Below are 21,770 nucleotides of genomic sequence, written 5' to 3'. Positions count from 1 at the left end.
CGTTTGGTGTAAAGCCGTGAAGGGTATTGCAAGCGCTTGTTGAGAGAGGACGGCGACGATGCTGACGATGGGCAAACTGAACGATCTGCCTGGTGTTCGCCACGCTTTCTTTGGACGCGAAGGCGGTGTCAGCGAAGGCCTTTATGATTCGCTCAACTGCGGCTATGGCTCAGGTGATGCCGCGGACAATGTGTTCGAAAATCGGCGCCGGGCCATGGCGGCGCTGGACCTAAAGCCGGAAAACCTTGTGACGGCCTATCAGACGCATTCCGCCGATGCCATCGCAGTAGATGCGCCTTGGTCACGCGACGCCGCGCCGCGCTGCGATGCGATGGTTACGAAGAAGCGTGGGATCGCCCTGGGAATTCTAACCGCCGACTGTGCACCGGTCGTCATGGTCGATCCCGAGGCGCAGGTGGTGGGTGCCGCACACGCCGGATGGCGCGGTGCCTTTGCCGGTATCTTGGAGGCAACCCTGGAAGCCATGACGCGATTGGGTGCCCGGCGTGAAGCCATTGCGGCCGCTATCGGTCCTTGCATAGCCCAACGATCCTATGAGGTGGGACCGGAGTTCCCGGAGCCTTTCCTGACCCAGGAAAATGCCAATATCGATTTCTTTTGCCCGGCGCGTCGCAGCGGGCATTTTCTGTTCGATCTAAAGGGATACGCGGCGCGACGCCTCTGCAAGGCGGGATTGCGGCGGATCGAAGTTTGCCCCGCCGACACTTTCGCTGAGTCCGACCGATTCTTCAGTTATCGCCGCGCCTGCAAAGCGGGCGAGAAGGATTACGGTCGCGGTCTTTCGGTTATTCTGCTGGAGCCCTGAAAATGCACTTGCACTTTAGTGAAGAAGAGCTTGCGGGACGGCGTGCCCGAACCATCGAAGCCATGTCTGACGAAGGTCTTCACGGCTTGCTGATCTTCCGTCAGGAAACCATGTTCTACCTGACCGGTTACGACACCTTCGGGTATGTCTTTTTCCAATGCCTCTATCTGGGCGCGGACGGCCGCATGGTTCTGCTGACGCGGGCGCCCGATTTGCGGCAGGCCCAGCAAACATCGGTCATAAAGGATGTGCGTGTCTGGGTTGATGTCCCTGACGCGCGTCCGGCTGAGGCGTTGAAGGGAATCCTTCAGGAGCTTGGCCTTTCGGGTAAAACCCTGGGTGTTGAATACGAGGCCTATGGCCTGACCGCGCGTAACGGAAAGCGGCTTGAGGCTGCGCTGGACGGCTTTTGCAAACTGGTCGACGCGTCGGATCTGGTGAACCGGCAGAGGGTCGTGAAAAGCGCCCGCGAGATCGACTATGTACGACGTGCCGGCGAGCTTGCCGATGCGGCCGTGGAAGCGGCGATTCCCCTTATACGGCCCGGTGGTGACGAAAGCGATATCCTGGCAGCCATGCAGGGCGAGGTCTTCCGTGGAGGCGGCGATTACCCGGGCAACGAGTTCATTATCGGATCGGCCGGGCAGGCCTTGCTGTGCCGTTACTATTCCGGCCGGCGCGTGCTTTCTCAGCAGGACCAACTGACCCTCGAATGGGCGGGTGCCTATCGTCACTATCACGCTGCGATGATGCATACGGCGGTTGTTGGGAAGGTGCCGGCGCGCCAGCGTGAAATGCATGCCGTGGCGCGCGATGCCCTGCTGGCCGTCGAGGCGAAGCTGGTGCCGGGCAACACCGTCGGCGAAGCATTCGACGCCCATGCCGCTGTGCTGGACAAGGCAGGTTTCCAAGCGCACCGCATGAACGCTTGCGGATATTCCCTGGGCACCACCTTCAGTCCGAACTGGATGGACTGGCCAATGCTTTATCACGGCAATCCGGTGGTTTTGCGGGCGGGCATGGTGTTTTTTGTTCACATCATCATCTTCGACGACGATGCAGGGCTGGCGATGACGCTGGGCAGAACCTCGTTGATCGGCGATGCTGGATCTCAGTCGTTGTCGCATCGTCCGCTAGACTTGATCGTCGGCGGCTGAACAGACGCCTTGGGAGGCTGCAGGCATGCCTCATCTGATTTTCTTTTGCGGTTTGCTGCTGCTCGGCGGACTGGCGACCTGCGTTCTCCTATGATGCCGAGATTTTTTCCTGTGGTTCTGGTCTTGAGCCTTGCCCTGCTGCAAGCATGCGGTCCGCTACCCAAGCCGTTCCAACCGCAGATAAAGCAAGAGGACCAAGCCTTGATCGGCCCACCGGTCAGCCCGACGATCGTCGTGCGGCCGGTTGCCAACCTGCCACCCGAGGTTGCCATCCAAACGCGTGATGTCCTGGCTGCGATTCTGATCGATCAGGGCCTGACGGTCGACACCGGAGCCGGCAACATCGAAAGCCGTATCGTCGAAGGTCGTTTTCGCGGCAATGCAATCGTTTGGAAGGTTTCCGACGCGCAAACCGGCCCGTTACGGGCAGAACCGCAGATGATGGACGGCAGAGGCGCCGATTTGATCGCGGGCGATCCCGACGTGGTGGATTCTATAGCCCAGCAGGCAGCGCATCTGCTGATGCCGATCATTGCCCCGGTGCAAACGGGTGGCGGATTACCCGGCCGCCCGGGCGGCCGTCTGGTGGTCGCGCCGATAGCGCGGGCTCCCGGCAACGCGGGCGAACTGTTGCCCTTGGCCTTGACCGTTGCGCTCCAGCAGGCGTCTCTTCCGGTGGCGTCGGTCGAGGATATGCGGCCCGACGATCTGAAGGTTGTCGGTACCGTGCGGTTGGGCACGCCATCGGCGGGCCTTCAGCAGGTCGTCGTTACCTGGGACGTACAAGACCCACAAGGGCGGTCTTTGGGCAAGATCGAGCAAGGCGATCAGGTTCGGGCCGGCAGCCTGGATGGGCCCTGGACGCAAGTGGCGCCGCTCATCGCGGAAGCCGCAGTGGCGGGCTTGGTCGACCTACTTTATCAGATTCCGTCGGGACAGTGAGGCACCGTGCGGTGCGGTCGCCCGGCTCGGCAAGGACCGCCTTTCCAGGTAACATATGACAGAACGTTTACAGGGCCGGGGTAGGTTGCTAAAGTCCGCCGCGCTCGACCGGCGTGCCACTCATTGGGTGACCTTATTGGGGCGGGCGGTACAGGCGGGGATTTCAGCAAGAGAGAGGCATTCGGCGGCGGCATGAGCGATGGCAGCAGCGCGGCAACCCGACCCTACAAGATTCTGACGGGTAATTCGAACCGGCCTTTGGCAGAGGCAATTTCGGCCTATTTGAACCTTCCGCTGACCAAGGCCAGTGTGAAGCGCTTTTCCGACCAGGAGGTTTTCGTTGAAATCAACGAGAATGTTCGTGGCGAGGACGTGTTCTTCGTACAGTCGACCTGCCACCCGGCAAACGACAACCTGATGGAATTGCTGGTAGCACTGGACGCGCTCAAGCGCGGATCGGCCCGGCGCATCACGGCGGTGTTGCCTTACTACGGCTACGCCAGGCAGGACCGAAAATCGGGCCCCAGAACGCCGATCTCAGCAAAACTCGTTGCGAACCTGATCACCAGCGCCGGGGCACATCGCGTGCTGACACTCGATCTTCATGCCGGTCAGATTCAGGGTTTTTTCGACATTCCGACTGACAACCTCTACGCCGCTCCGGTCTTTACCAAAGACATCACCGACAATTACGGAACCGACAATCTGATGATCGTTTCACCAGACGTCGGCGGCGTCGTCCGCGCGCGCGATATTGCAAGACGTCTTGACGTAGAGCTTGCAATCATCGATAAGCGCCGCGAACGGGCCGGGGTGTCCGAGGTCATGAACATCATCGGCGACGTAAAAGGACGCCGTTGCCTGCTGGTGGACGATATTGTTGATTCCGCCGGGACACTGTGCAACGCGGCCGTGGCGCTGATGGAGGCCGGTGCAGAATCCGTTTCCGCCTATGTTACCCACGGGGTGCTATCCGGCGGTGCGGTTGCACGTGTTTCCTCCTCTCCGATGAAGGAGTTGGTGACGACCGACAGCATCCAGGCGACCGAGGCCGTGCGCTTGGCGCACAATGTTCGTCAGATCACCATCGCTCCGTTGTTGGGCGATGCGATCGATCGGATCAGCCACGAACGCTCGGTCTCCAGTCTGTTTCGTTGAAAAGAGGCAGCCTCCGGGCGCCTCGTGAAGAAATTTCGCCGCCCATGGTGGGCGGCAACCGCTTGTAGCACCCCTGGAGGCTACTCGCGGCTATGGAGCGGGATTGGTGCTGCGGCGCGTTAGTGTGCCGGCCATCCCGGGTCAGGTGACCGAAAAGGAGTATCGGCTATGTCCGATGAGGTCATTCTGAACGCGGAAGTTAGAGAACGGGTCGGAAAGGGGGCCGCCCGTGCAACCCGCCGCGAAGGTAAGGTACCCGCCGTGATTTACGGTGGTAAGCAGGCTCCCCTGAGCATCTCGCTGGAGGAGAAGGAGATTACCCGGCAGATTCACAAGCCGGGCTTCTTCTCGCATCTGATCACTGTCAAGGTGGGCAAGGACAAGCACACCGTACTGGCGCGTGACTTGCAGTTGCATCCTCTGAAGGACAGCCCGACGCACCTCGATTTCCTGCGCGTCGCGAAGGACGCGAAAATCGAAGTCGCCGTTCCGGTGGTCTTCATCAACGAGGAAAAGAGTCCGGGTCTGACCCGTGGCGGCATGCTCAACATCGTGCGCCATGAAGTCGAATTGCTTTGTACGGCGAATGCGATCCCCGAGGAGCTGGAAGGCGATCTGACCGGTCTCGACATCGGCGATTCCCTGCACATCTCCGCCTTCGCGTTGCCGGAAGGCGTAACGCCGACCATTACCGATCGCGACTTCACGGTTGCCACCATCGCGGCGCCTAGCGCCGTGAAGGCGGAGGCCGCCGAAGCAGCCGAAGCGGCCGAGGCCGAAGCTGAGGATGCCGAGGACGAGGTCGAGGGCGATGAGGACGGCGAGGACGAGAGCGAGGAGTAAGCATCCTTTCGGGGATGACCTCGCGGTCTTGACCGCAAGCGTTGAGCGGGCTCGCCAAGGGATCATTGGACCCCCTGGCGGGCCCGTATTGCGCTTATAGGGAGATTGGGCGTCATGAAGCTTCTCGTGGGCCTCGGCAACCCCGGACCGCGATACGCTGGAAACCGTCATAACATCGGTTTCATGGCGCTGGAGGAGATTGCGCGCAGTGTCGCTGCAGGGCCGTGGCGCAAGCGTTTTCAGGCCCGCACTGCCGACGCGATGGTCGGGGGCGAGAAGGTGCTGCTGATCTGTCCCGAGACCTTCATGAATAACAGCGGCCAGTCGGTCGGCGAGGCGCTGCGCTTCTTCAAACTGGAGCCTGCCGATGTGATCGTCTTTTACGACGAACTCGACCTGCGGCCGGGTAAGGTAAAGGTTAAGCGCGGCGGCGGTGCGGCGGGCCATAACGGTATCCGCTCCTTGATCGCCCATATCGGAGACGACTTCTGGCGCGTCCGGTTGGGCATTGGGCATCCGGGCGTTAAGGAAATGGTGCTGGGTTGGGTTCTGGGGGACTTCTCCAAGGCCGATCACGATTGGCTGCAGCCCTTTCTGGAGGCTGTGGCCGGAGAAGCCGGGTTTCTGGTCAAGGGAGACGAGGGGAGCTATATGAGCCGCGTCGCCCACCTGACCACGCCGCCCAAGAGCAAGGAAGCAGCCCCCACCAAGGGCGGACAAGAAAGCAAGGACGACTGAATCATGGGTTTCAATTGCGGTATCGTGGGTTTGCCGAATGTCGGCAAGTCGACTCTTTTCAATGCGTTGACCCAGACGGCGCAGGCCGAGGCTGCGAATTACCCCTTCTGCACCATCGAGCCCAATACCGGTCGCGTGGGCGTGCCGGACGAGCGGCTGGACATCATCGCCGCTATCGCCAAGCCCCAGAAGGTCATCCCGACCGCGCTGGAGTTCGTGGACATCGCCGGGCTGGTGCGCGGTGCCTCGAAGGGCGAGGGGCTGGGCAACCAGTTCCTGGCCAATATTCGCGAGGTCGACGCCATCGTCCACGTGTTGCGGTGCTTCGAGGGTGAGGTGACCCATGTTGACGGCACGGTTGATCCGGTCCGCGACGCAGAAACGGTCGAAACAGAGCTGATGCTGGCCGATCTGGAAAGCCTGGAGCGCCAGCATGCCGCCGCCGTCAAGAAGGCGCGTGGCGCGGATAAGGAGGCCAAGGAACGCATCGCTGTCATGGAACCGCTGCTCGCGGCGCTTCAAGATGGCCGCCCGGCTTCATCGGTGTCCTTTTCTGCAACGGAGGCGCTGGTCGCCAAGCAACTCAATTTATTGACGGCCAAGCCGATCCTTTATGTTGCCAACGTCGAAGAAGAGAACGCCGCTTCCGGCAATGACCACGCCCGGCGCGTCGCCGAGATGGCCGTCGCCAAGGGGGCTGCTTGTGTGGTGATTTCCGCCGCTATCGAGGCCGAGGTCGCGATGCTGGAGGAAGCCGAGGAGAAGGCCGCTTTCCTGGCCGAGTTGGGTTTGACGGAAACCGGGCTTGCGCGGGTCATCCGGGCGGGATACGGCCTCTTGGGCCTCATCACCTTCTTCACCGTTGGGCCTAAGGAAGTGCGGGCCTGGACGGTGCGCAAGGGCGCGAAGGCCCCCGAAGCTGCCGGGGCCATCCACAGCGATTTCGAACGCGGCTTCATCCGCGCCGAGACCATTGCCTACAGCGACTTTGTCGCCTGCAAGGGCGAGGCCGGCGCCCGCGACGCCGGTAAACTGCGCATGGAAGGCAAGGAGTACGTCGCCCTGGATGGCGACATCTTCCACTTCCGCTTCAACGTGTAACTCCCTAACGCCGCTGTTCAGACCCTCCCCGTATCGGTAGGGATCGCTCACTCCATTTTGGCGATTGCCAGCGCGCGCCGCCAGCGAATGGCGTTCGCTTGCTTGTGGAAACAATAATAATTGACAATATAAATATATTACGCTATTTATATGGTCAATCATACAAGAAGATTGGCGATGAACCACAAAGAGGGTGCCGACCTTCGGGGCGCCATCCGTTGTTAGTCCTCCCCCGGGGCCACAAACGGATAGGCGCTCTTTCCTTTGGGGGGTGATGAGGTAGATCCATGCAGTTTCCCTTCGGGCCGGACAGCGACGACGAGAATGACAAGAAAAACAAGAACGGTGGTGATCGGGAGAGAGGGAAGCGCGTAAACCCCCTGGGCAATCCCTTCCTGGTACGCGCGATGGAACAGCGGGCGGAGGTCAAGGGCGCGGCCCTGGAGGCGGAACCCATGGGGGCGATGGACCTTTCCATGAAGATGGGCCGTCGGTTGCTGGACCAGGCGCGCAGGAAGGAAGGCGCTTTGGGTGCGCGTCTGCGGGCTGAGATGGAGACGGCGGGCTTTTCCTTCGGGTCCCGTGGGGCCATCGGCTTCAAGGATCCCAAGGAGCAAACAAGAGGCGGGGACGGGCGTGAGCCCGGACAGGGAACGCAAACAAGAGGCGGGGACGGGCGTGAGCCCGGACAGGGAACGCAAACAAGAGGCGGGGACGGGCGTGAGCCCGGACAGGGAACGCAAGCAAGAGGCGGGGACAAGTCCACCTCCACCTCCATCGCCTTGACGCCGGGGCGGGGCGCCAAGCGCCAGGAGGGTCAGCCGATGCAAACGACCGAGATGGTCCGCAGCGCCTTGAACCGTCCCTTTGGGGGCGAGGGCGCGCGCAACCAGGGTGATCCCCTGGCGTTCCTGAATGCCCGGCTGCCCGATACCGACGAGGATGACCTGCTGGAGGCCGAAGGCCTGATCTCGGCGGCCGAGACCACGCTGGCCGAGCAGAGCGCCAACGCCGATGACCCCTTGACCGCCAAGCTGATTGCCACCCGCGCCGAGGAGGCCAAGGCCATGATGGCCGCCCTGGCGGGCGAGAAAGCCATTCGCGAGACAAGCGTGCCCTCGCCACCCTTCGAGACGCCCTCTGCGAGGGCTCCTCAGGATGAAGGTGACAGCGGAACACCAAACCCTCACCCTGAGGGGTCTTCGACCCGTCGCAACAATCCTCACCCTGAGGAGGGGTCGAACGACCCCGTCTCGAAGGGTGAGGCGCAGGATACCCCAGCGACCGAAGCCCTGCTGGAAGGGGCCGACCGCGCCCGACAGGCTGGCCCGGCAGACGGTATCCAGATCGCCAGCGCAGATAGCGGCATCCAAAGCGATGCGGCGGCGCCTTTGGGACAGCAGGCGCAGAGCGGGGGCGCTGAACCGGAAAACAGTCCGCAGGTGGCGCAAGCGATTCCACCGGGTGCTGCGCCGTCAAACCAGCCGATGCCAACCTTCCGCACCCGCTTGAGGGACAGCCAGGGCAATGTCGTTGGGGTGGGGGAGCGGCCGCGGGCGGACGACCCTCAGGCCTGGCAGGCCCATCAGGATGCGCTGGACAAGGCCGGGGTCGGCGCAGGCCAGCACCGCGCCTTTCGTGAAGTCTGGGCGGCGGAAGGCGGCCTTAAGAGCGACGGCGACACCGTTGCAGGCATCACGCCGGATACCTTGAAGGAGCTGCATGAGCATGACGACAAGCGCGCCAAGGCCGATTTCCGGGCGCTGGGCATCGATCCCAAGAGCGACCCCGCCTCGCTGACCCCGGAACAGCGGGTGCAGGTTTATCAGGTCTTCTTCGATGGCCATTGGAACCCGGCGGCGGAGGCGATCGGTCAGCGCATCGGCCAGCCGGACATGCGCGGTCGCGACGTCCTTGATTACATCGGCGACCCCGAGGCCGCCGCAGCCCTGGCCGATACCTTCTTCCGCGGCAGCGTCAAGGGCAAAGCCGAGATCGGCAGGGTGGTGCAGATCGCGATCAACGCCACGCGCGCTAAGGTCGGCCAAGCCCCCATCAACGCTGATGGTGTCTTCGGGAGTGGCAGCATCGATGCCTACAAGGACCTGGCGGCTGATCCCAAGAGCCGCAAGCTGCTGCTGGATCACCTAGCCGACGAGCGGCGTAAGCTGCGTCCTAGTTCCTTCGGCGAGGCGGCCCGGGCCGATCACTTCCGGATCGAGCGGTAGAAGTCCTCCAGAAGGGGCCAGGGGTTTCGTTCGCGTACTGTTCGCGTTGTCACCGCCCACCAGCGACCTTCGGTCCAGCGCAGCACCACCGAGGCGGGACCAAAGGGCACGTAACAGTCATCTTCCGGCAGGCGCGCGCGCAAGGTCGTGAAGTCGGGGTCGTCGGCCAAAGCCTCCTCCCAGAAGGTGCCGTAGGACACCGGCCCCCGGCAGATGAAGCCAAGCCGCAGGACGATTAAGTCTCCCCGTCGGATCTGATAGGGGTTCTGCGGCGCGTCGTCATAGCGGATGTCGGGAAAGACAAAGCCATGGGCTCGGTAGATCACCAGGCCAATCCCCGGCTCCAAAAGACGCATGAAGGCGTTGGAGAAGGTCCGGGGTTCGGCAAAGGGGGCATGGTGGGGGGTATAACGCAGTGGCTGACAGAGCGGGTGATAGTAATCCTTCCAGTCCGGGCCGTAGGGGTAGCCGGGCGCGCCCTGTCCGAACTTATGCGGCTGCCAGGCGCTGCAGGCATGCATGGTATCCACCACGCAGTCGAGGCCTGCGGTCATGTCGCCCAGACAAGGGCTGTTGTGCCGCCCGTCACCATGAATGTAGCGCCAGCCCGTCGGCAGACCGAGCGCATGGATTTCCGGCTCCGGCGGCTCCTCGGGCCAAGGCTGCGCCAGGACACCCGACGGCGGCGCGGCCCCGACCACGACAAGGGCGCATAACAGCAGTAAAGGCATCCGGGGCCATAGCATAACGTCAAGCCTCCCTTATAGGCGTATTGCTGCCCCCTATATTCTAGCATTGATATGGCAATAAAAAGGCGTGAAGGCGCGGGGTGGCCGGATGTTGCAACAGGCGATCAACGCCACGCGCGCTAAGGTCGGCCAAGCCCCCATCAACGCTGATGGTGTCTTCGGGAGTGGCAGCATCGAGGCCTACAAGGACCTCGCCGCCGATCCCAAGAGCCGCAAGCTGCTGCTGGATCACCTAGCCGACGAACGGCGTAAGCTGCGCCCTAATTCCTTCGGGGAGGCGGCCCGGGCCGATCACTTCCGGATCGAGCGGTAGAAGTCCTCCAGAAGGGGCCAGGGGTTGAGGTAATCGGCGGTCCAGGTCTTCACCACCCACCAGCGTCCTTCGCTCCAGCGCAGCACCACCGAGGCGGCGCCGAAGGGCACGTAGCAGTCATCTTCCGGCAGGCGCGCACGCAAGGTCGTGAAGTCAGGGTCGTCGGCCAAAGCCTCCTCCCAGAGGGTGCCGTAGGACACCGGCCCCCGGCAGATGAAGCCAAGCCGCAGGACGATTAAGTCTCCCCGCCGGATCTGATAGGGGTTCTGCGGCGCGCCGTCATAGCGGATGTCGGGAAAGACAAAGCCATGGGCGCGGTAGACCACCAGGCCAATTCCCGGCTCCAGAAGGTGCATGAAGGTGTCGGAGAAGGTCCAAGGCTGCGTTTCTCTGTAAGCAGGGTCGTAAATACCATCATCATCATGAGGCACGCTTTTCAGTGACTGGCAGAGCGGGTGATAGTAATCCTTCCAGTCCGGGCCGTAGGGGTAGCCGGGCGCACCCTGTCCGAACTTATGTGGCTGCCAGGCACTGCAGGCATGCATGGTATCCACCACGCAATCGAGCCCTGCGGTCATGTCGCCCAGACAAGGGCTGTTGTGCCGCCCGTCACCATGAATGTAGCGCCAGCCCGTCGGCAGACCGAGCGCATGGATTTCCGGCTCCGGCGGCTCCTCGGGCCAAGGCTGCGCCAGGACACCCGACGGCGGCTCGGCCCCAACCACGACAAGGGCGCATAACAGCAGTAAAGGCATCCGGGGCCATAGCATAACGTCAAGCCTCCCTTATAGGCGTATTGCTGCTCCCCATATTCTAGCATTGATATGGCAATAAAAAGGCGTGAAGGCGCGGGGTGGCCGGATGTTGCAACAGGCGATCAACGAGACTATCCGCAGCCATGGCCTAACACTGGCCAGCCTGCCAGTGGACGGCAAGCCGGGTCTTGGCACCCTGGAGGCCTACAAGGACCTGGCCGCCGATCCCAAGAGCCGCAAGCTGCTGCTGGATCACCTAGCCGACGAAAGGCGCAAGCTGCGCCCTAATTCCTTCGGCGAGGCGGCCCGGGCCGATCACTTCCGGATCGAGCGGTAGAAGTCCTCCAGAAGGGGCCAGGGGTTGAGGTAATCGGCGGTCCAGGTCGTCACCACCCACCAGCGTCCTTCGGTCCAGCGCAACACTGCCGAGGCGGCGCCGAAGGGCACGTAACAGTCTTCCTCCGGCAGGCGCGCACGCAAGGTCGTGAAGTCAGGGTCGTCGGCCAAAGCCTCCTCCCAGAGGGTGCCGTAGGACACCGGCCCCCGGCAGATGAAGCCAAGCCGCAGGACGATTAAGTCTCCCCGTCGGATCTGATAGGGGTTCTGCGGCGCGCCGTCATAGCGGATGTCGGGAAAGACAAAGCCATGGGCGCGGTAGACCACCAAGCCAATCCCCGGCTCCAGAAGGTGCATGAAGGTGTCGGAGAAGGTCCGGGGTTCGGCAAAGGGGGCATGGTGGGGGGTATAACGCAGTGGCTGGCAGAGCGGGTGATAGTAATCCTTCCAGTCCGGGCCGTAGCGGTAGCCGGGCGCGCCCTCGGTCAGATTGGCGTTGTGGGGCTGCCAGGCACTGCAGGCATGCATGGTATCCACCACGCAGTCGAGGCCTGCGGTCATGTCGCCCAGACAAGGGCTGTTGTGCCGCCCGTCACCATGAATGTAGCGCCAGCCCGTCGGCAGACCGAGCGCATGGATTTCCGGCTCCGGCGGCTCCTCGGGCCAAGGCTGCGCCAGGACACCCGACGGCGGCGCGGCCCCAACCACAACAAGGGCGCATAACAGCAGTAAAGACATCCGGGGCCATAGCATAACGTCAAGCCTCCCTTATAGGCGTATTGCTGCCCCCTATATTCTATCAATGATATGGCAAGAAAAAGGCGTGAAGGCGCGGGGTGGCCGGATGTTGCAACATCCTTCGAGACGGTGACTGCGTCACCTCCTCAGGATGAAGGTGAGACGGAGAACAGCAAAGGGTTGAAGACCCCTCACCCTGAGGGGTCTTCAACCCCGCGCCATAACGCTCACCCTGAGGAGGGGTCGAACGACCCCGTCTCGAAGGGTGAGGAAGGCCAACAAGAGGCGCGGAGGGGCGAAGCCCCGACAGGGACAAGACAAAACCCCGTCTCGAAGGGTGGCGACGCTGGCAGCAGCGGCGCCGGTAGCCCCAGCCAAGCCGCAGCCAAACCGCAGGATGATCCAGTAATAGCCGATCCGCCTCAGTCCGATCCACCGGCTGCCTTTAAAGTGCTTAATCGCGTTCCTCGATCGGTGGCGGCGCGAAGGCGGTGATCGGCGGCAGCGGACCCTCGAACTTCTCGACCTCGACCAGGGTGCTATGGGCAGAGGGGCCTTGGCCCAAGCGAGAGGTGCCCTTGTCCCGGGTCAGGACATTTGGGTTGCCGTGCTTGCAAAGGCTGCCGACGACTCCTGGCTCCAGAGGGTCGTACCAGGCGCCGGTCGAAAGCTGTACAACGCCCGGCATCACTGTATCCGAGAGGATGATTCCAGCCAGGCAGGCGCCACGGTTGTTGAACACGCGCACGACATCGCCTTCGGACAGCCCGCGTGCCGCGGCGTCTGCTGGATTCATGGTCATGGGTTCGCGGCCCTGTATTTTGCTCGCCCGGCTGACCGAGCCGGGGTCGAACTGACTGTGCAGCCGGGTCCTCGGCTGGTTGGAGACAAGATGCAGGGGATAGTGTTCTGCATCCGGCCCGCCCAGCCACTCGTATGGCTCCATCCAGGCGGGATGTCCGGGGCAATCGTCATAGTCGAAGCCGGCGATCCGTTCCGAGAATATCTCAATTTTTCCGCTCGGGGTCTCCAAGGGATTGCCCTCGGGGTCGTTGCGGAATGACTCAAGCAATACCGGATGACGATCGGGATCGGGCAGCGTGATCATTTCGCGTGCGCGAAGCTCCTCCAAGCTGGGCAGTTCGAAATTCGCTTCGGCGGCACGTTGGCGCGCCTGGTCCCAAAGGTGACGCAGCCAGTCTTCGGGGCTGCGACCCTCAGTGAAGGTCTCACCCACGCCCAGCTTGTGGGCAAGCCCCGAGAAAATTTCGTAGTCGTGGCGCGCCTCGCCGACCGGCTCCACCGCCTGGCGCATAGCGACGATCAAGGGCTCCCAATGGGTCATGGCGATGTCTTCGCGTTCCAACACCGTCGTAACCGGCAATACGATATCGGCGTGGCGGGCCATCGGCGTCCACCAGATTTCGTTGACGATAATGGTCTCCGGGCGCTGGAAGGCCGCCACCAGCTTGTTGATATCCTGATGATGGTGGAAGGGGTTTCCGCCAACCCAGTAGACCAATCGCAGGTCCGGATAGGTCGTGCGCCGGCCGTTGAAATCGTACGGCTCGCCCGGATGCAAAAGGGCGTCGGAAATGCGGGCAACGGGAATGCCTTCGGCAATCGGGTTTTGACCTTGCGGAACGGCGGGAAACTTGAAGGGGAGAACCGGGTTTCCGATGCCGTTCTCGCTGCCGTAACCGATGCCGAAACCGCCGCCGGGCAGACCTATCTGACCCAACATCGCCGCCAGCACGATGGCCATCCAACCGGGCTGTTCGCCGTGATCGGCACGCTGCATCGACCAGGAAACCGTGATCATGGTGCGCTTGCCCGCCATGCGCCGGGCTAGGCTGCGGATCATCTCAGCCTCCAAGGCACAAATTCCGGCGGCCCAGTCCGCGTCCTTGGGTTGGCCATCGCTCTGGCCTGTCAAATAGGGCAGGAAGCGGTCGAAGCCGGTACAATAGCGATCAAGGAAGGCCTGATCGTGTAATCCCTCGCTGTGAATCGTGTGCGCAAGCGCCAGCATCAATGCGGTGTCGCTATTTGGCCGCGCAGCGACCCAATCGGCGTCCAACAGGTCGATGGCATCGCTGCGCAGCGGCGAAACGGAGACAAATTGCGTGCCGTTTTGCTTGGCTGCCAACAGTGCCTCGCGGGTCGTGTGCCGACCAACGCCGCCCGAGGTTACCTGGGCATTCTTGATGGCCATGCCACCGAACATCACCATCAGCTCGCAATTCTCGACGATATGCGGCCAAGCCGTCGCCTGATTCAAGACGAGGCGGGCAAAGTGGCCGACCACGTGGGGCGAAATGGCACTGACCGCCGCATAACTGTAAGTGTCGATGGAGGGTGTATAGCCACCGATGCAGTTCAGGAAACGGTGTACCTGGCTCTGTGCGTGATGAAAACGGCCGGCACTGCCCCAGCCATAAGATCCGCCGAATATCGCTTGGTTGCCGTGGGCCTTACGGACCCGGTCCAGCTCGCCCGAGGCGATTTCCAGAGCCTCATCCCAGGGAACGGCGACGAAGGGTTCGCGGCCGCGGCCACTGCGGTCGGAATCCTTACCCTTTTCCAAGAAGCCCTTGCGGATCATCGGCCGACCGACCCGCGTCGGATGTTCGACCATATCGACGATACCAGGGCCGATGACCGCAGGATCGGGATCGTCGGCATAGTCCCTGACGCCAACCACCTTGCCGCCGCGAACCTCCGCGTGATAGGTGCCCCAGTGGGTCGCGAAGGGTGTAACGCGAAGCTGACTGTCGTTGTCCATGGCCTTGATCCTGGTGGTTTAATAGATCTCCTATCTACTTAAAGTGCAACGCGCCCGCAATCCAGCGCTAAGCCGTCGCAGCGTGGTTCGGAATTCTTATTCCCCGGTATCAGTCTCACAACAATTTTCGGCTTGCTCCGACGGCAGACTTCCGTTCGTAATAAAAACATCATAAAACGTTAGCCAAGTGAGCTTCTTATAACGCTCCGTAAAACAGACCAGGGAGATACCCGATGAAGTTGCTTTTAATGGCGCTTGCCGCGCTGACCTTTCTTGTGAGCCCCGCGCGTGCCGAGTTCACGTTGGATAGCCGTTTCACGGACAGCGACGGTGACTTGATCGCCGATATTCCGAGCGATGCCTCTCAGCAGATCGATCCGGACACCTTGATCTTCGCTTACACACCGGTCGAGGATCCTGCCGTCTACGCCAAGGCTTGGTCGGACTTCTTGGCCCACATGGAAAGCGTAACCGGCAAGAAGGTGCAGTTCTTCCCGGTGCAGTCCAATGCCGCCCAGATCGAGGCGATGCGCGCCGGTCGCCTGCATATTGCGGGCTTCAACACCGGCTCGAATCCGCTGGCTGTCGCCTGTGCGGGCTTCCGGCCCTTCACCATGATGGCGAGCGCCGACGGCTCCTTCGGTTATGAGATGGAGATCATCACCTATCCCGGCTCCGGCATCACCAAGGTCGAGGACATCAAGGGCAAGAAGATGGCCTTTACGTCTGAGACTTCGAACTCTGGCTTTAAGGCGCCCTCGGCGATCCTGAAAGCCGACTACCAGTTCGTTGCCGGCACGGATTTCGAGCCTGTCTTCTCCGGCAAACACGATAACTCGATCCTGGGCGTCGCTAACAAAGACTATCCAGCGGCTGCCATCGCCAATTCGGTTCTGGCGCGCATGCTGGACCGTGATGTCGTCAAGGCCGAGCAGATCGTTTCGATCTACAAATCCCAAACCTTCCCGACGACCGGTTACGGCATAGCCTACAACCTGAAGCCGGAACTGCAGGAGAAGATCCAAGAGGCTTTCTTCTCCTTCAAGTGGGAGGGATCATCTCTTGAAGAAGAGTTCGGCAAATCCGGCGAAGCCCAGTTCGTGCCGATCACCTTCAAGGACCATTGGGCCGTCATTCGCAAGATCGACGAAGCCAACGGTGTTTCTTACGCTTGTCAGTAAGACGCTTGATTTAGCTTTTTCGTCGTCTTTCCCGTGTTGGGAAAATCGGAACTTTAACGTATAGCGGTTCGCCGGACATTTGGTTATCCAAGTGTCCGGCGGCACGCGACGTTCATCCGGTTCCGTTTTTGGTACTTGCTTATCTGGAGATGCCCGGTGCTTAAGGTCACCAATCTCTCAAAAACCTATAAGACCGGAGATAAAGCGCTCAGCGATGTTTCCTTCGAGGTCCCGTCCGGCGAAGTGGTCGGGTTGATTGGCCCCTCCGGCGCCGGCAAGTCTACCTTGATTCGCTGCGTAAACCGCTTGGTGGAGCCGACCGCAGGCAAGGTCTTCCTGGGCGATTTGGATATCACCTCGTTGCCGCGCAAGGAACTGCGCCGCGCCCGGCGCCGGATCGGTATGATCTTCCAGGAATACGCGTTGGTCGAGCGGCTGACCGTTATGGAGAACGTGCTTTCTGGCCGATTGGGCTATGTTCCTTTCTGGCGGTCGTTCACGCGACGTTTCAATCAATCCGACCTGGATAAGGCCTTCAAGCTCTTGGATCGTGTTGGCCTGTCCGATCAGGCCGAAAAGCGTGCCGATGCGCTGTCAGGCGGCCAGCGTCAGCGTGTTGGTATCGCACGGGCGTTGGAGCAAGACCCCGAACTCCTGCTGGTGGATGAACCCACGGCATCGCTGGACCCCAAGACCTCGCGACAGATCATGCGGCTGATCGGCGAGATCTGCGCAGAGCGGGACTTGCCGGCCATCATCAACATTCACGACGTGATCCTGGCGCAGAACTTCACGCGCAGGATCATCGGCCTGCGGGCCGGGCAAGTGGTCTTCGACGGCCCGCCGGATGCGCTTGACGATAAGGTGCTGACCGAAATCTACGGCGAGGAGGACTGGACGGCGATGCGTAAGGCTGCGCACTCGGATGACCATGATGACGCTGCGCTGGTGAAGGAAGAACGTTTGGCGGGACTGACTTGAGATGACAGACGCCGCCGTCAAACCGCGCCGTTGGAAGCGTCCGCCCGTACTGATCCGGGACGCTCGATGGCGCTTGGGAATATACAGTGGTGCGGTCATCTATCTTATCCTGGCGATCAGGTCCGTCGAGGTGAACTGGGTCCGTGTCTATGACGGACTGGAGCGAGGCTGGCGCTTCGTGCAGGGTTTCTTGGTTCCCGATTTCACGAGTCGTTGGTCGGATATCTCACAAGGGTTGGTCGAAAGCTTGACCATGACCGTAACGGCAACGGTCGTCGGCATTCTGATATCCGTTCCCATCGGCGTCGGGGCTGCGCGCAATCTGGCGCCGCGTCCCGTTTACTACGTTTGCCGCTCGATCATTGCGCTGTCGCGGGCCCTGCAAGAAATCATCATCGCCATTCTTTTTGTTGCAATGTTCGGTTTTGGCCCCTTCGCGGGATTCTTGACCTTGTCGTTTGCCACCATTGGTTTTCTCGCCAAATTGCTGGCGGAGGATATCGAAGACATTGACGAGAGCCAGGCGGAAGCGGTTCGCTCGACCGGTGCAAGCTGGCTTCAGCTCGTGAATTACGCCATTCAACCGCAGGTCATGCCGCGATTGATAGGCTTGTCGCTTTATCGTCTGGATATCAACTTCCGAGAGTCGGCGGTGATTGGAATCGTCGGGGCGGGCGGTATCGGCGCCACCTTGAACACGGCGATTGATCGTTACGAGTATGACTCGGCCGGCGCAATTTTGCTGATGATCATCGCTATCGTCATGGTGGCGGAATATTCCTCCGGCTTCGTTCGCAAGTGGGTGCAGTAATGCCGATTACAAAAACTTCCGATTCGGCTGTCTGGCGCAAGCGCACAACCTTGCAACAGTGGGTGTTGTGGGGCGGTTGGTTCCTTCTCGTGGTCTTCTTTATCTTCTGTTGGCAGGTGATGACGAAGGATACGATCTGGTATTTCGTGGCCGATGCGCCGACCCAGGCCGCCGATTTGGGCGGACGGATGTTTCCGCCTCGCTGGTCTTACATCGAAGTCCTTTGGGCCCCTCTTTGGGACACGCTGAACATCGCAACCCTGGGGACGCTCCTAGGCATCGCCATTGCTATACCGGTGGCCTTTCTGGCCGCCCGAAACACGACACCCAGCGTCCTTTTCGTACGACCGATAGCGCTTTTCATCATTGTGTCGTCGCGTTCGATCAACTCGCTGATATGGGCTCTGTTGCTGGTGGCGATCATAGGTCCGGGGATTCTGGCGGGAATCGTCGCCATCGGCCTTAGGTCGATCGGCTTTGTCGCTAAGCTCCTTTATGAGGCGATTGAGGAGATTGACGAAACTCAGGTCGAGGCGATCTCTGCGACCGGCGCATCTGCCGCACAGGTCGTGGACTACGCTATTGTGCCGCAGGTGTTGCCAGCGTTCTTCGGCATTTCGGTGTTTCGGTGGGATATCAACATCCGAGAGTCGACGATTCTGGGCTTGGTCGGCGCCGGAGGCATTGGCCTCCAACTTCAGGCATCGCTGAATGTACTGGCCTGGCCGCAAGTAACCATGATTTTCATCGTTATCCTTGGAACCGTGGTGTTGAGCGAATGGGTGTCCGCGAAGGTTCGCCACGCGATCATTTAGGCCCCCGGCATCTTTCTTCGTTGTTGATCGCACCATTAGTTCGGCAAGATCGTTCTCTTGTCCGCACTTGGGAGGGTGTACCTCATGTCCGGTAATGCTGTGGCGAGCCATGATGTGTTGGAAAACGTCTGGATAGAGATGGACGACGGCTGCCGGCTCGCGGCGCGCATTTGGCTCCCGCGCGGCGCCGATGTGGTACCCGTTCCGGCAATTCTTGAGTTCCTCCCTTACCGCAAGCGCGATGGCACCGCGCAGCGTGACGAAACCAATTATCCGACCTTTGCCCAAGCCGGATATGCCGGTGTGCGTGTTGATATGCGTGGCAACGGCGAATCGGACGGCCTGATGACCGACGAGTACACGCAGCAGGAATGGGATGATGCTGTCGCGGTCATCCACTGGATTGCGGCGCAACCTTGGTGCAGCGGCAAGGTCGGCATGATGGGAATCTCGTGGGGCGGCTTCAACGCCCTGCAGGTAGCGGCGTTGGCGCCCGAGCCCTTAAAGGCCGTGATAGCGCTCTCCACGACAGTGGATCGTTACAACGATGATATCCATTACAAGAACGGCTGCCTTCTAAACAGCAACCTCAGCTGGGCTGCTTCGATGCTGTCGCGCAGCTCCCGCCCGCCCGATCCTTTGTTGGTTGGGGAGCGTTGGCGCGAGATGTGGCGCGAAAGGTTGGAGAACCTACCGCCGTTGGTCGCGATTTGGTTCGGTCATCCGCACCGTGATGCCTACTGGAAGCACGGCTCCATCTGTGAGGACTATGGTGCCTTGAAAGCCGCAGCCTTGGTGATAGGTGGGTGGGCCGACGGTTACAAGAATGCGCCGCCGGCTGCTGTGGCGGGCCTTGGAGGCGTTGCCAAGGCCATCAACGGCCCATGGATTCACAAGTATCCCCATTTCGCCTATCCCCACCCGCGCATCGATTTCTTCGCTGAGGCGCTGCGTTGGTGGGACCGCTGGCTCAAGGAGGAAGACAACGGCGCGGAAAACCTGCCCGCCTATCGTGCCTATATCACGCAAGCCGTTCGACCGACACGCTGGCGCGAAAGAGACCCTGGACGTTGGGTCGGAGAGCAGACCTGGCCCTCCGATAACATTGAACCATTTAGCCTGTTCCTTATCCGGGATGGCAGCCTGTCGGATGAAGGTGGCACCCAGGTTTCGGTGTCATTGAAGTCACCGCAGGATCTGGGGCTGGAATGCGGGGAGTACTTCTCAGTCGCACCTGATGGTCAGTTGCCCGGCGACCAGCGGATCGATGGCGGCGGGTCTCTTCTGTTCCAGTCTGATGTTTTGGTTGCGCCCTTGGAAATTCTGGGGCGACCGTTTCTCACCTTGAAGGTCGCAATCGACGCCGCAGTCGGTCATCTGATCATTCGACTGATCGATTTGGCGCCGGACGGTGCGGCACACCGCGTTTCATGGGGCGTCCTCAATCTCACGCACCGGCGCGGCAATGAAACGCCGGAGCCAATGGTCCCCGGTCAAGTCGAAGACCTACAGATCGTGCTTGATGAATGCGGGCATCGCTTTTTGGCGGGGCATCGTTTGCAACTGGCAATTTCCACCGCCTACTGGCCTCTCATTCAACCGCCGCCGACGGCGGTAACCGCAACGCTGGAGTTGGGTGCGGCGGCGCGTCTGACCTTGCCCTGCCGTACCGTTTGCGATGATCGCTATGACTTCGAAGAGCCCGAACTTCCGCCTGTTCCAACTTACAAAATTTGTGAGCCCAAGCAGAACCGGCGCTGGATTGAACGCGACCTCAATAGCAACGTGACCCGATACTGTATCCTGGAGGACAGCGGCGTGGAGGAGTTGCCGGACCACGGGTTGCTGCAGCAGGAGGTGCGTCGGGAAACCTGGTCGATTTCTCCGGAGGATCCGACAACGGCTACTGCGGATCTGCATTTCACGAGTTGGCGCAAGCGCGGCGACTGGGAGGTCCGTACCGAGATTCAAGTTGAGGCGACGACCGACGGTGAGCTTTTCGTCTTCGATACAACCTTGGAGGCCTACGAAGGCGATCGCGAAGTCTTGGTGCGGCGTTGGCGCGATACGATACCTCGCTTGCTTCTTTAGGTATCCGAATTGAGTCGGGCCGTCTCGCCCAGAAGAAGATTGTTACGATACGTGACGGCGGTGTAATATTTCTGTAATAATTTTGCCGCGAAACCGATAGAGTTCGGATTCTAAAAAGGCAAATCAACGAAATTCACCACAGGGAAGAGGTCTTCTGACATGAAATTATCTCAACGTAGTTTGCTGGGGGGAGCATTCACCGCCCTGGCCATGTCCATGATGCTCAGCACCGCCGCCAAAGCGGAGGCGTTGACCGTCTATACGGCCATCGAAGCCGAGGACTTGCAGAAATATGCCGAGCGCTTCAATGCGGCCCATCCGGATATCGAAGTTAAGTGGGTGCGCGATTCGACGGGCATCATCACGGCCAAGCTTTTGGCTGAGAAGGACAACGCCCAAGCCGATGTAATCTGGGGCTTGGCCGCTACGTCGCTGCTTCTGATGAAGAGTGAGGGCATGCTTGAGCCTTACGCGCCCAAGGGTGTGGAAAAGCTCGATCCAAAATTCCGGGATAAAGCCGATCCGCCAGCTTGGGTGGGCATGGACGCCTGGGTCGCGGCCATCTGCTTCAACACCGTCGAAGGCGAGAAGAACGGCCTGCCGGTTCCCACATCTTGGGAAGATCTGACCAAGCCGGTCTATCAGGGTCACGTTTCCATGCCGAACCCGAACTCTTCGGGCACGGGCTTCCTGGACGTTTCCAGCTGGCTCCAGATGTTCGGCGAAGATGGTGGCTGGGCCTATATGGACAAGCTCCATGAAAACATCCGCTACTACACGCACTCCGGCTCCAAGCCCTGCAAGGACGCTGCTCGCGGCGAAATCGCCATCGGCGTGTCCTTCGCCTTCCGTGGCGCGAAGTCCAAAGCCGAGGGCGCCCCGCTTGAGGTTGTGATTCCTTCCGAGGGTATCGGTTGGGACATGGAAGCGGCGGCAATCGTTAAGGGTACGGATCACATGGATGCCGCCAAGACGCTCATGGACTGGCTCATTACCGAAGACGCGATGAAGATGTACAACGAAGGCTATGCCGTCGTCGGCATCCCCTCGCTGGCCAAGCCGGTCGAGCATTTCCCGGACGGTATCCTGGAAGCCATGATCGACAACGACTTCGAGTTCGCTGCTCGTAATCGCGAGCGGATTCTGAAGGAATGGCAGACGCGCTACGACAGCAAGTCGGAGCCCAAGAGCTGAGTAAAGCGAAAGGGGACCGTCGGTTCTC

Annotated in this window: 20 protein-coding genes; 16 read left to right on the top strand and 4 right to left on the bottom strand. The window is 60.9% G+C overall.

Annotated elements, in window-relative coordinates; all coding sequences use genetic code 11:
• Window positions 1-58: 58 nt before the first annotated feature.
• The 8 genes from pgeF (at window position 59) to ABIE63_RS02885 (ending at window position 8,993) form a co-directional block, all read left to right on the top strand.
• Entirely contained in the window at window positions 59-826 is a 768-nt protein-coding gene (gene pgeF, locus ABIE63_RS02920) for a peptidoglycan editing factor PgeF (RefSeq protein WP_183417504.1), read from the top strand.
• A 2-nt stretch (window positions 827-828) separates the two neighbouring features.
• Window positions 829-1,983, top strand: a complete 1,155-nt coding sequence (locus tag ABIE63_RS02915) for a Xaa-Pro peptidase family protein (RefSeq protein ID WP_354502648.1) — start codon at window positions 829-831, stop codon at window positions 1,981-1,983.
• A gap of 90 nt (window positions 1,984-2,073) precedes the next feature.
• Window positions 2,074-2,925, top strand: coding sequence for a hypothetical protein (locus ABIE63_RS02910; RefSeq protein ID WP_354502646.1), 852 nt, complete (start codon window positions 2,074-2,076; stop codon window positions 2,923-2,925).
• A 192-nt stretch (window positions 2,926-3,117) separates the two neighbouring features.
• Window positions 3,118-4,083: a ribose-phosphate pyrophosphokinase gene (locus ABIE63_RS02905; protein ID WP_183417636.1), complete on the top strand. Its 966-nt coding sequence runs from the start codon at window positions 3,118-3,120 to the stop codon at window positions 4,081-4,083.
• A gap of 168 nt (window positions 4,084-4,251) precedes the next feature.
• On the top strand, window positions 4,252-4,926 hold the full coding sequence (locus ABIE63_RS02900; RefSeq protein ID WP_183417501.1) for a 50S ribosomal protein L25/general stress protein Ctc: 675 nt from the start codon (window positions 4,252-4,254) through the stop codon (window positions 4,924-4,926).
• Between the two features lie 114 nt (window positions 4,927-5,040).
• A complete protein-coding gene (gene pth / locus ABIE63_RS02895; RefSeq protein ID WP_183417500.1) occupies window positions 5,041-5,664 on the top strand; it encodes an aminoacyl-tRNA hydrolase in 624 nt (207 codons plus the stop codon).
• Between the two features lie 3 nt (window positions 5,665-5,667).
• Window positions 5,668-6,765, top strand: a complete 1,098-nt coding sequence (ychF, locus tag ABIE63_RS02890; RefSeq protein ID WP_354502642.1) for a redox-regulated ATPase YchF — start codon at window positions 5,668-5,670, stop codon at window positions 6,763-6,765.
• 287 nt (window positions 6,766-7,052) lie between these two features.
• Entirely contained in the window at window positions 7,053-8,993 is a 1,941-nt protein-coding gene (locus ABIE63_RS02885) for a hypothetical protein (RefSeq protein ID WP_354502640.1), read from the top strand.
• Here ABIE63_RS02885 and ABIE63_RS02880 read toward each other — a convergent pair.
• On the bottom strand, window positions 8,972-9,739 hold the full coding sequence (locus ABIE63_RS02880; protein WP_354502638.1) for a hypothetical protein: 768 nt from the start codon (window positions 9,737-9,739) through the stop codon (window positions 8,972-8,974). The two genes, ABIE63_RS02885 and ABIE63_RS02880, sit on opposite strands and share 22 nt — an antisense overlap.
• 91 nt (window positions 9,740-9,830) lie before the next feature.
• On the opposite strand from ABIE63_RS02880, the gene ABIE63_RS02875 reads away from it, so the two are divergent.
• Window positions 9,831-10,055: a hypothetical protein gene (locus ABIE63_RS02875; protein WP_354502636.1), complete on the top strand. Its 225-nt coding sequence runs from the start codon at window positions 9,831-9,833 to the stop codon at window positions 10,053-10,055.
• Here ABIE63_RS02875 and ABIE63_RS02870 read toward each other — a convergent pair.
• Window positions 10,034-10,825 carry a hypothetical protein gene (locus ABIE63_RS02870; RefSeq protein WP_354502634.1) on the bottom strand — a complete coding sequence of 264 codons (792 nt, stop codon included), beginning with the start codon at window positions 10,823-10,825 and terminating at the stop codon, window positions 10,034-10,036. The genes ABIE63_RS02875 and ABIE63_RS02870 overlap by 22 nt on opposite strands.
• Before the next feature lie 91 nt (window positions 10,826-10,916).
• Here ABIE63_RS02870 and ABIE63_RS02865 point away from each other — a divergent pair, with 91 nt between their 5' ends.
• A complete protein-coding gene (locus tag ABIE63_RS02865; RefSeq protein ID WP_354502632.1) occupies window positions 10,917-11,147 on the top strand; it encodes a hypothetical protein in 231 nt (76 codons plus the stop codon).
• Here ABIE63_RS02865 and ABIE63_RS02860 read toward each other — a convergent pair.
• Window positions 11,126-11,899 carry a hypothetical protein gene (locus tag ABIE63_RS02860; RefSeq protein WP_354502630.1) on the bottom strand — a complete coding sequence of 258 codons (774 nt, stop codon included), beginning with the start codon at window positions 11,897-11,899 and terminating at the stop codon, window positions 11,126-11,128. The two genes, ABIE63_RS02865 and ABIE63_RS02860, sit on opposite strands and share 22 nt — an antisense overlap.
• Before the next feature lie 439 nt (window positions 11,900-12,338).
• Window positions 12,339-14,669, bottom strand: coding sequence for a molybdopterin guanine dinucleotide-containing S/N-oxide reductase (locus tag ABIE63_RS02855; protein ID WP_354502628.1), 2,331 nt, complete (start codon window positions 14,667-14,669; stop codon window positions 12,339-12,341).
• Window positions 14,670-14,902: 233 nt separating this feature from the next.
• Here ABIE63_RS02855 and phnD point away from each other — a divergent pair, with 233 nt between their 5' ends.
• The 6 genes from phnD (at window position 14,903) to ABIE63_RS02825 (ending at window position 21,742) form a co-directional block, all read left to right on the top strand.
• Window positions 14,903-15,850, top strand: coding sequence for a phosphate/phosphite/phosphonate ABC transporter substrate-binding protein (phnD, locus tag ABIE63_RS02850; RefSeq protein WP_183415680.1), 948 nt, complete (start codon window positions 14,903-14,905; stop codon window positions 15,848-15,850).
• Between the two features lie 156 nt (window positions 15,851-16,006).
• Window positions 16,007-16,831, top strand: coding sequence for a phosphonate ABC transporter ATP-binding protein (gene phnC / locus ABIE63_RS02845; protein WP_354502626.1), 825 nt, complete (start codon window positions 16,007-16,009; stop codon window positions 16,829-16,831).
• A gap of 1 nt (window position 16,832) precedes the next feature.
• Window positions 16,833-17,642, top strand: coding sequence for a phosphonate ABC transporter, permease protein PhnE (gene phnE / locus ABIE63_RS02840; RefSeq protein ID WP_354502624.1), 810 nt, complete (start codon window positions 16,833-16,835; stop codon window positions 17,640-17,642).
• Window positions 17,642-18,457, top strand: a complete 816-nt coding sequence (gene phnE / locus ABIE63_RS02835) for a phosphonate ABC transporter, permease protein PhnE (RefSeq protein ID WP_354502622.1) — start codon at window positions 17,642-17,644, stop codon at window positions 18,455-18,457. The genes phnE (ABIE63_RS02840) and phnE (ABIE63_RS02835) overlap by 1 nt, the downstream gene beginning before the upstream one ends.
• An 84-nt stretch (window positions 18,458-18,541) precedes the next feature.
• Window positions 18,542-20,548 carry a CocE/NonD family hydrolase gene (locus ABIE63_RS02830; protein WP_354502620.1) on the top strand — a complete coding sequence of 669 codons (2,007 nt, stop codon included), beginning with the start codon at window positions 18,542-18,544 and terminating at the stop codon, window positions 20,546-20,548.
• Window positions 20,549-20,707: 159 nt separating this feature from the next.
• Entirely contained in the window at window positions 20,708-21,742 is a 1,035-nt protein-coding gene (locus ABIE63_RS02825) for a putative 2-aminoethylphosphonate ABC transporter substrate-binding protein (RefSeq protein ID WP_354502618.1), read from the top strand.
• Window positions 21,743-21,770 lie beyond the last annotated feature (28 nt).

The sequence above is a fragment of the Limibacillus sp. MBR-115 genome (genome assembly GCF_040549425.1).
GTDB lineage: Bacteria > Pseudomonadota > Alphaproteobacteria > Kiloniellales > CECT-8803 > Limibacillus > Limibacillus halophilus.
The sequence above is the reverse complement of the archived record's forward strand: the minus strand, read 5'-3'. Positions and strand labels throughout refer to the sequence as shown.

Coding starts and splice junctions, on each gene's coding strand:
- ABIE63_RS02860 (WP_354502630.1), bottom strand. CDS start 11,899: ATGCTATGGCCCCGGATGTCTTTACTGCTGTTATGCGCCCTTGTTGTG.
- phnE (WP_354502624.1), top strand. CDS start 16,833: ATGACAGACGCCGCCGTCAAACCGCGCCGTTGGAAGCGTCCGCCCGTA.
- phnD (WP_183415680.1), top strand. CDS start 14,903: ATGAAGTTGCTTTTAATGGCGCTTGCCGCGCTGACCTTTCTTGTGAGC.
- ABIE63_RS02865 (WP_354502632.1), top strand. CDS start 10,917: ATGTTGCAACAGGCGATCAACGAGACTATCCGCAGCCATGGCCTAACA.
- phnE (WP_354502622.1), top strand. CDS start 17,642: ATGCCGATTACAAAAACTTCCGATTCGGCTGTCTGGCGCAAGCGCACA.
- ABIE63_RS02885 (WP_354502640.1), top strand. CDS start 7,053: ATGCAGTTTCCCTTCGGGCCGGACAGCGACGACGAGAATGACAAGAAA.
- ABIE63_RS02830 (WP_354502620.1), top strand. CDS start 18,542: ATGTCCGGTAATGCTGTGGCGAGCCATGATGTGTTGGAAAACGTCTGG.
- ychF (WP_354502642.1), top strand. CDS start 5,668: ATGGGTTTCAATTGCGGTATCGTGGGTTTGCCGAATGTCGGCAAGTCG.
- pth (WP_183417500.1), top strand. CDS start 5,041: ATGAAGCTTCTCGTGGGCCTCGGCAACCCCGGACCGCGATACGCTGGA.
- ABIE63_RS02855 (WP_354502628.1), bottom strand. CDS start 14,669: ATGGACAACGACAGTCAGCTTCGCGTTACACCCTTCGCGACCCACTGG.
- pgeF (WP_183417504.1), top strand. CDS start 59: ATGCTGACGATGGGCAAACTGAACGATCTGCCTGGTGTTCGCCACGCT.
- ABIE63_RS02905 (WP_183417636.1), top strand. CDS start 3,118: ATGAGCGATGGCAGCAGCGCGGCAACCCGACCCTACAAGATTCTGACG.
- ABIE63_RS02825 (WP_354502618.1), top strand. CDS start 20,708: ATGAAATTATCTCAACGTAGTTTGCTGGGGGGAGCATTCACCGCCCTG.
- ABIE63_RS02910 (WP_354502646.1), top strand. CDS start 2,074: ATGATGCCGAGATTTTTTCCTGTGGTTCTGGTCTTGAGCCTTGCCCTG.
- ABIE63_RS02900 (WP_183417501.1), top strand. CDS start 4,252: ATGTCCGATGAGGTCATTCTGAACGCGGAAGTTAGAGAACGGGTCGGA.
- ABIE63_RS02870 (WP_354502634.1), bottom strand. CDS start 10,825: ATGCTATGGCCCCGGATGCCTTTACTGCTGTTATGCGCCCTTGTCGTG.
- ABIE63_RS02915 (WP_354502648.1), top strand. CDS start 829: ATGCACTTGCACTTTAGTGAAGAAGAGCTTGCGGGACGGCGTGCCCGA.
- ABIE63_RS02880 (WP_354502638.1), bottom strand. CDS start 9,739: ATGCTATGGCCCCGGATGCCTTTACTGCTGTTATGCGCCCTTGTCGTG.
- ABIE63_RS02875 (WP_354502636.1), top strand. CDS start 9,831: ATGTTGCAACAGGCGATCAACGCCACGCGCGCTAAGGTCGGCCAAGCC.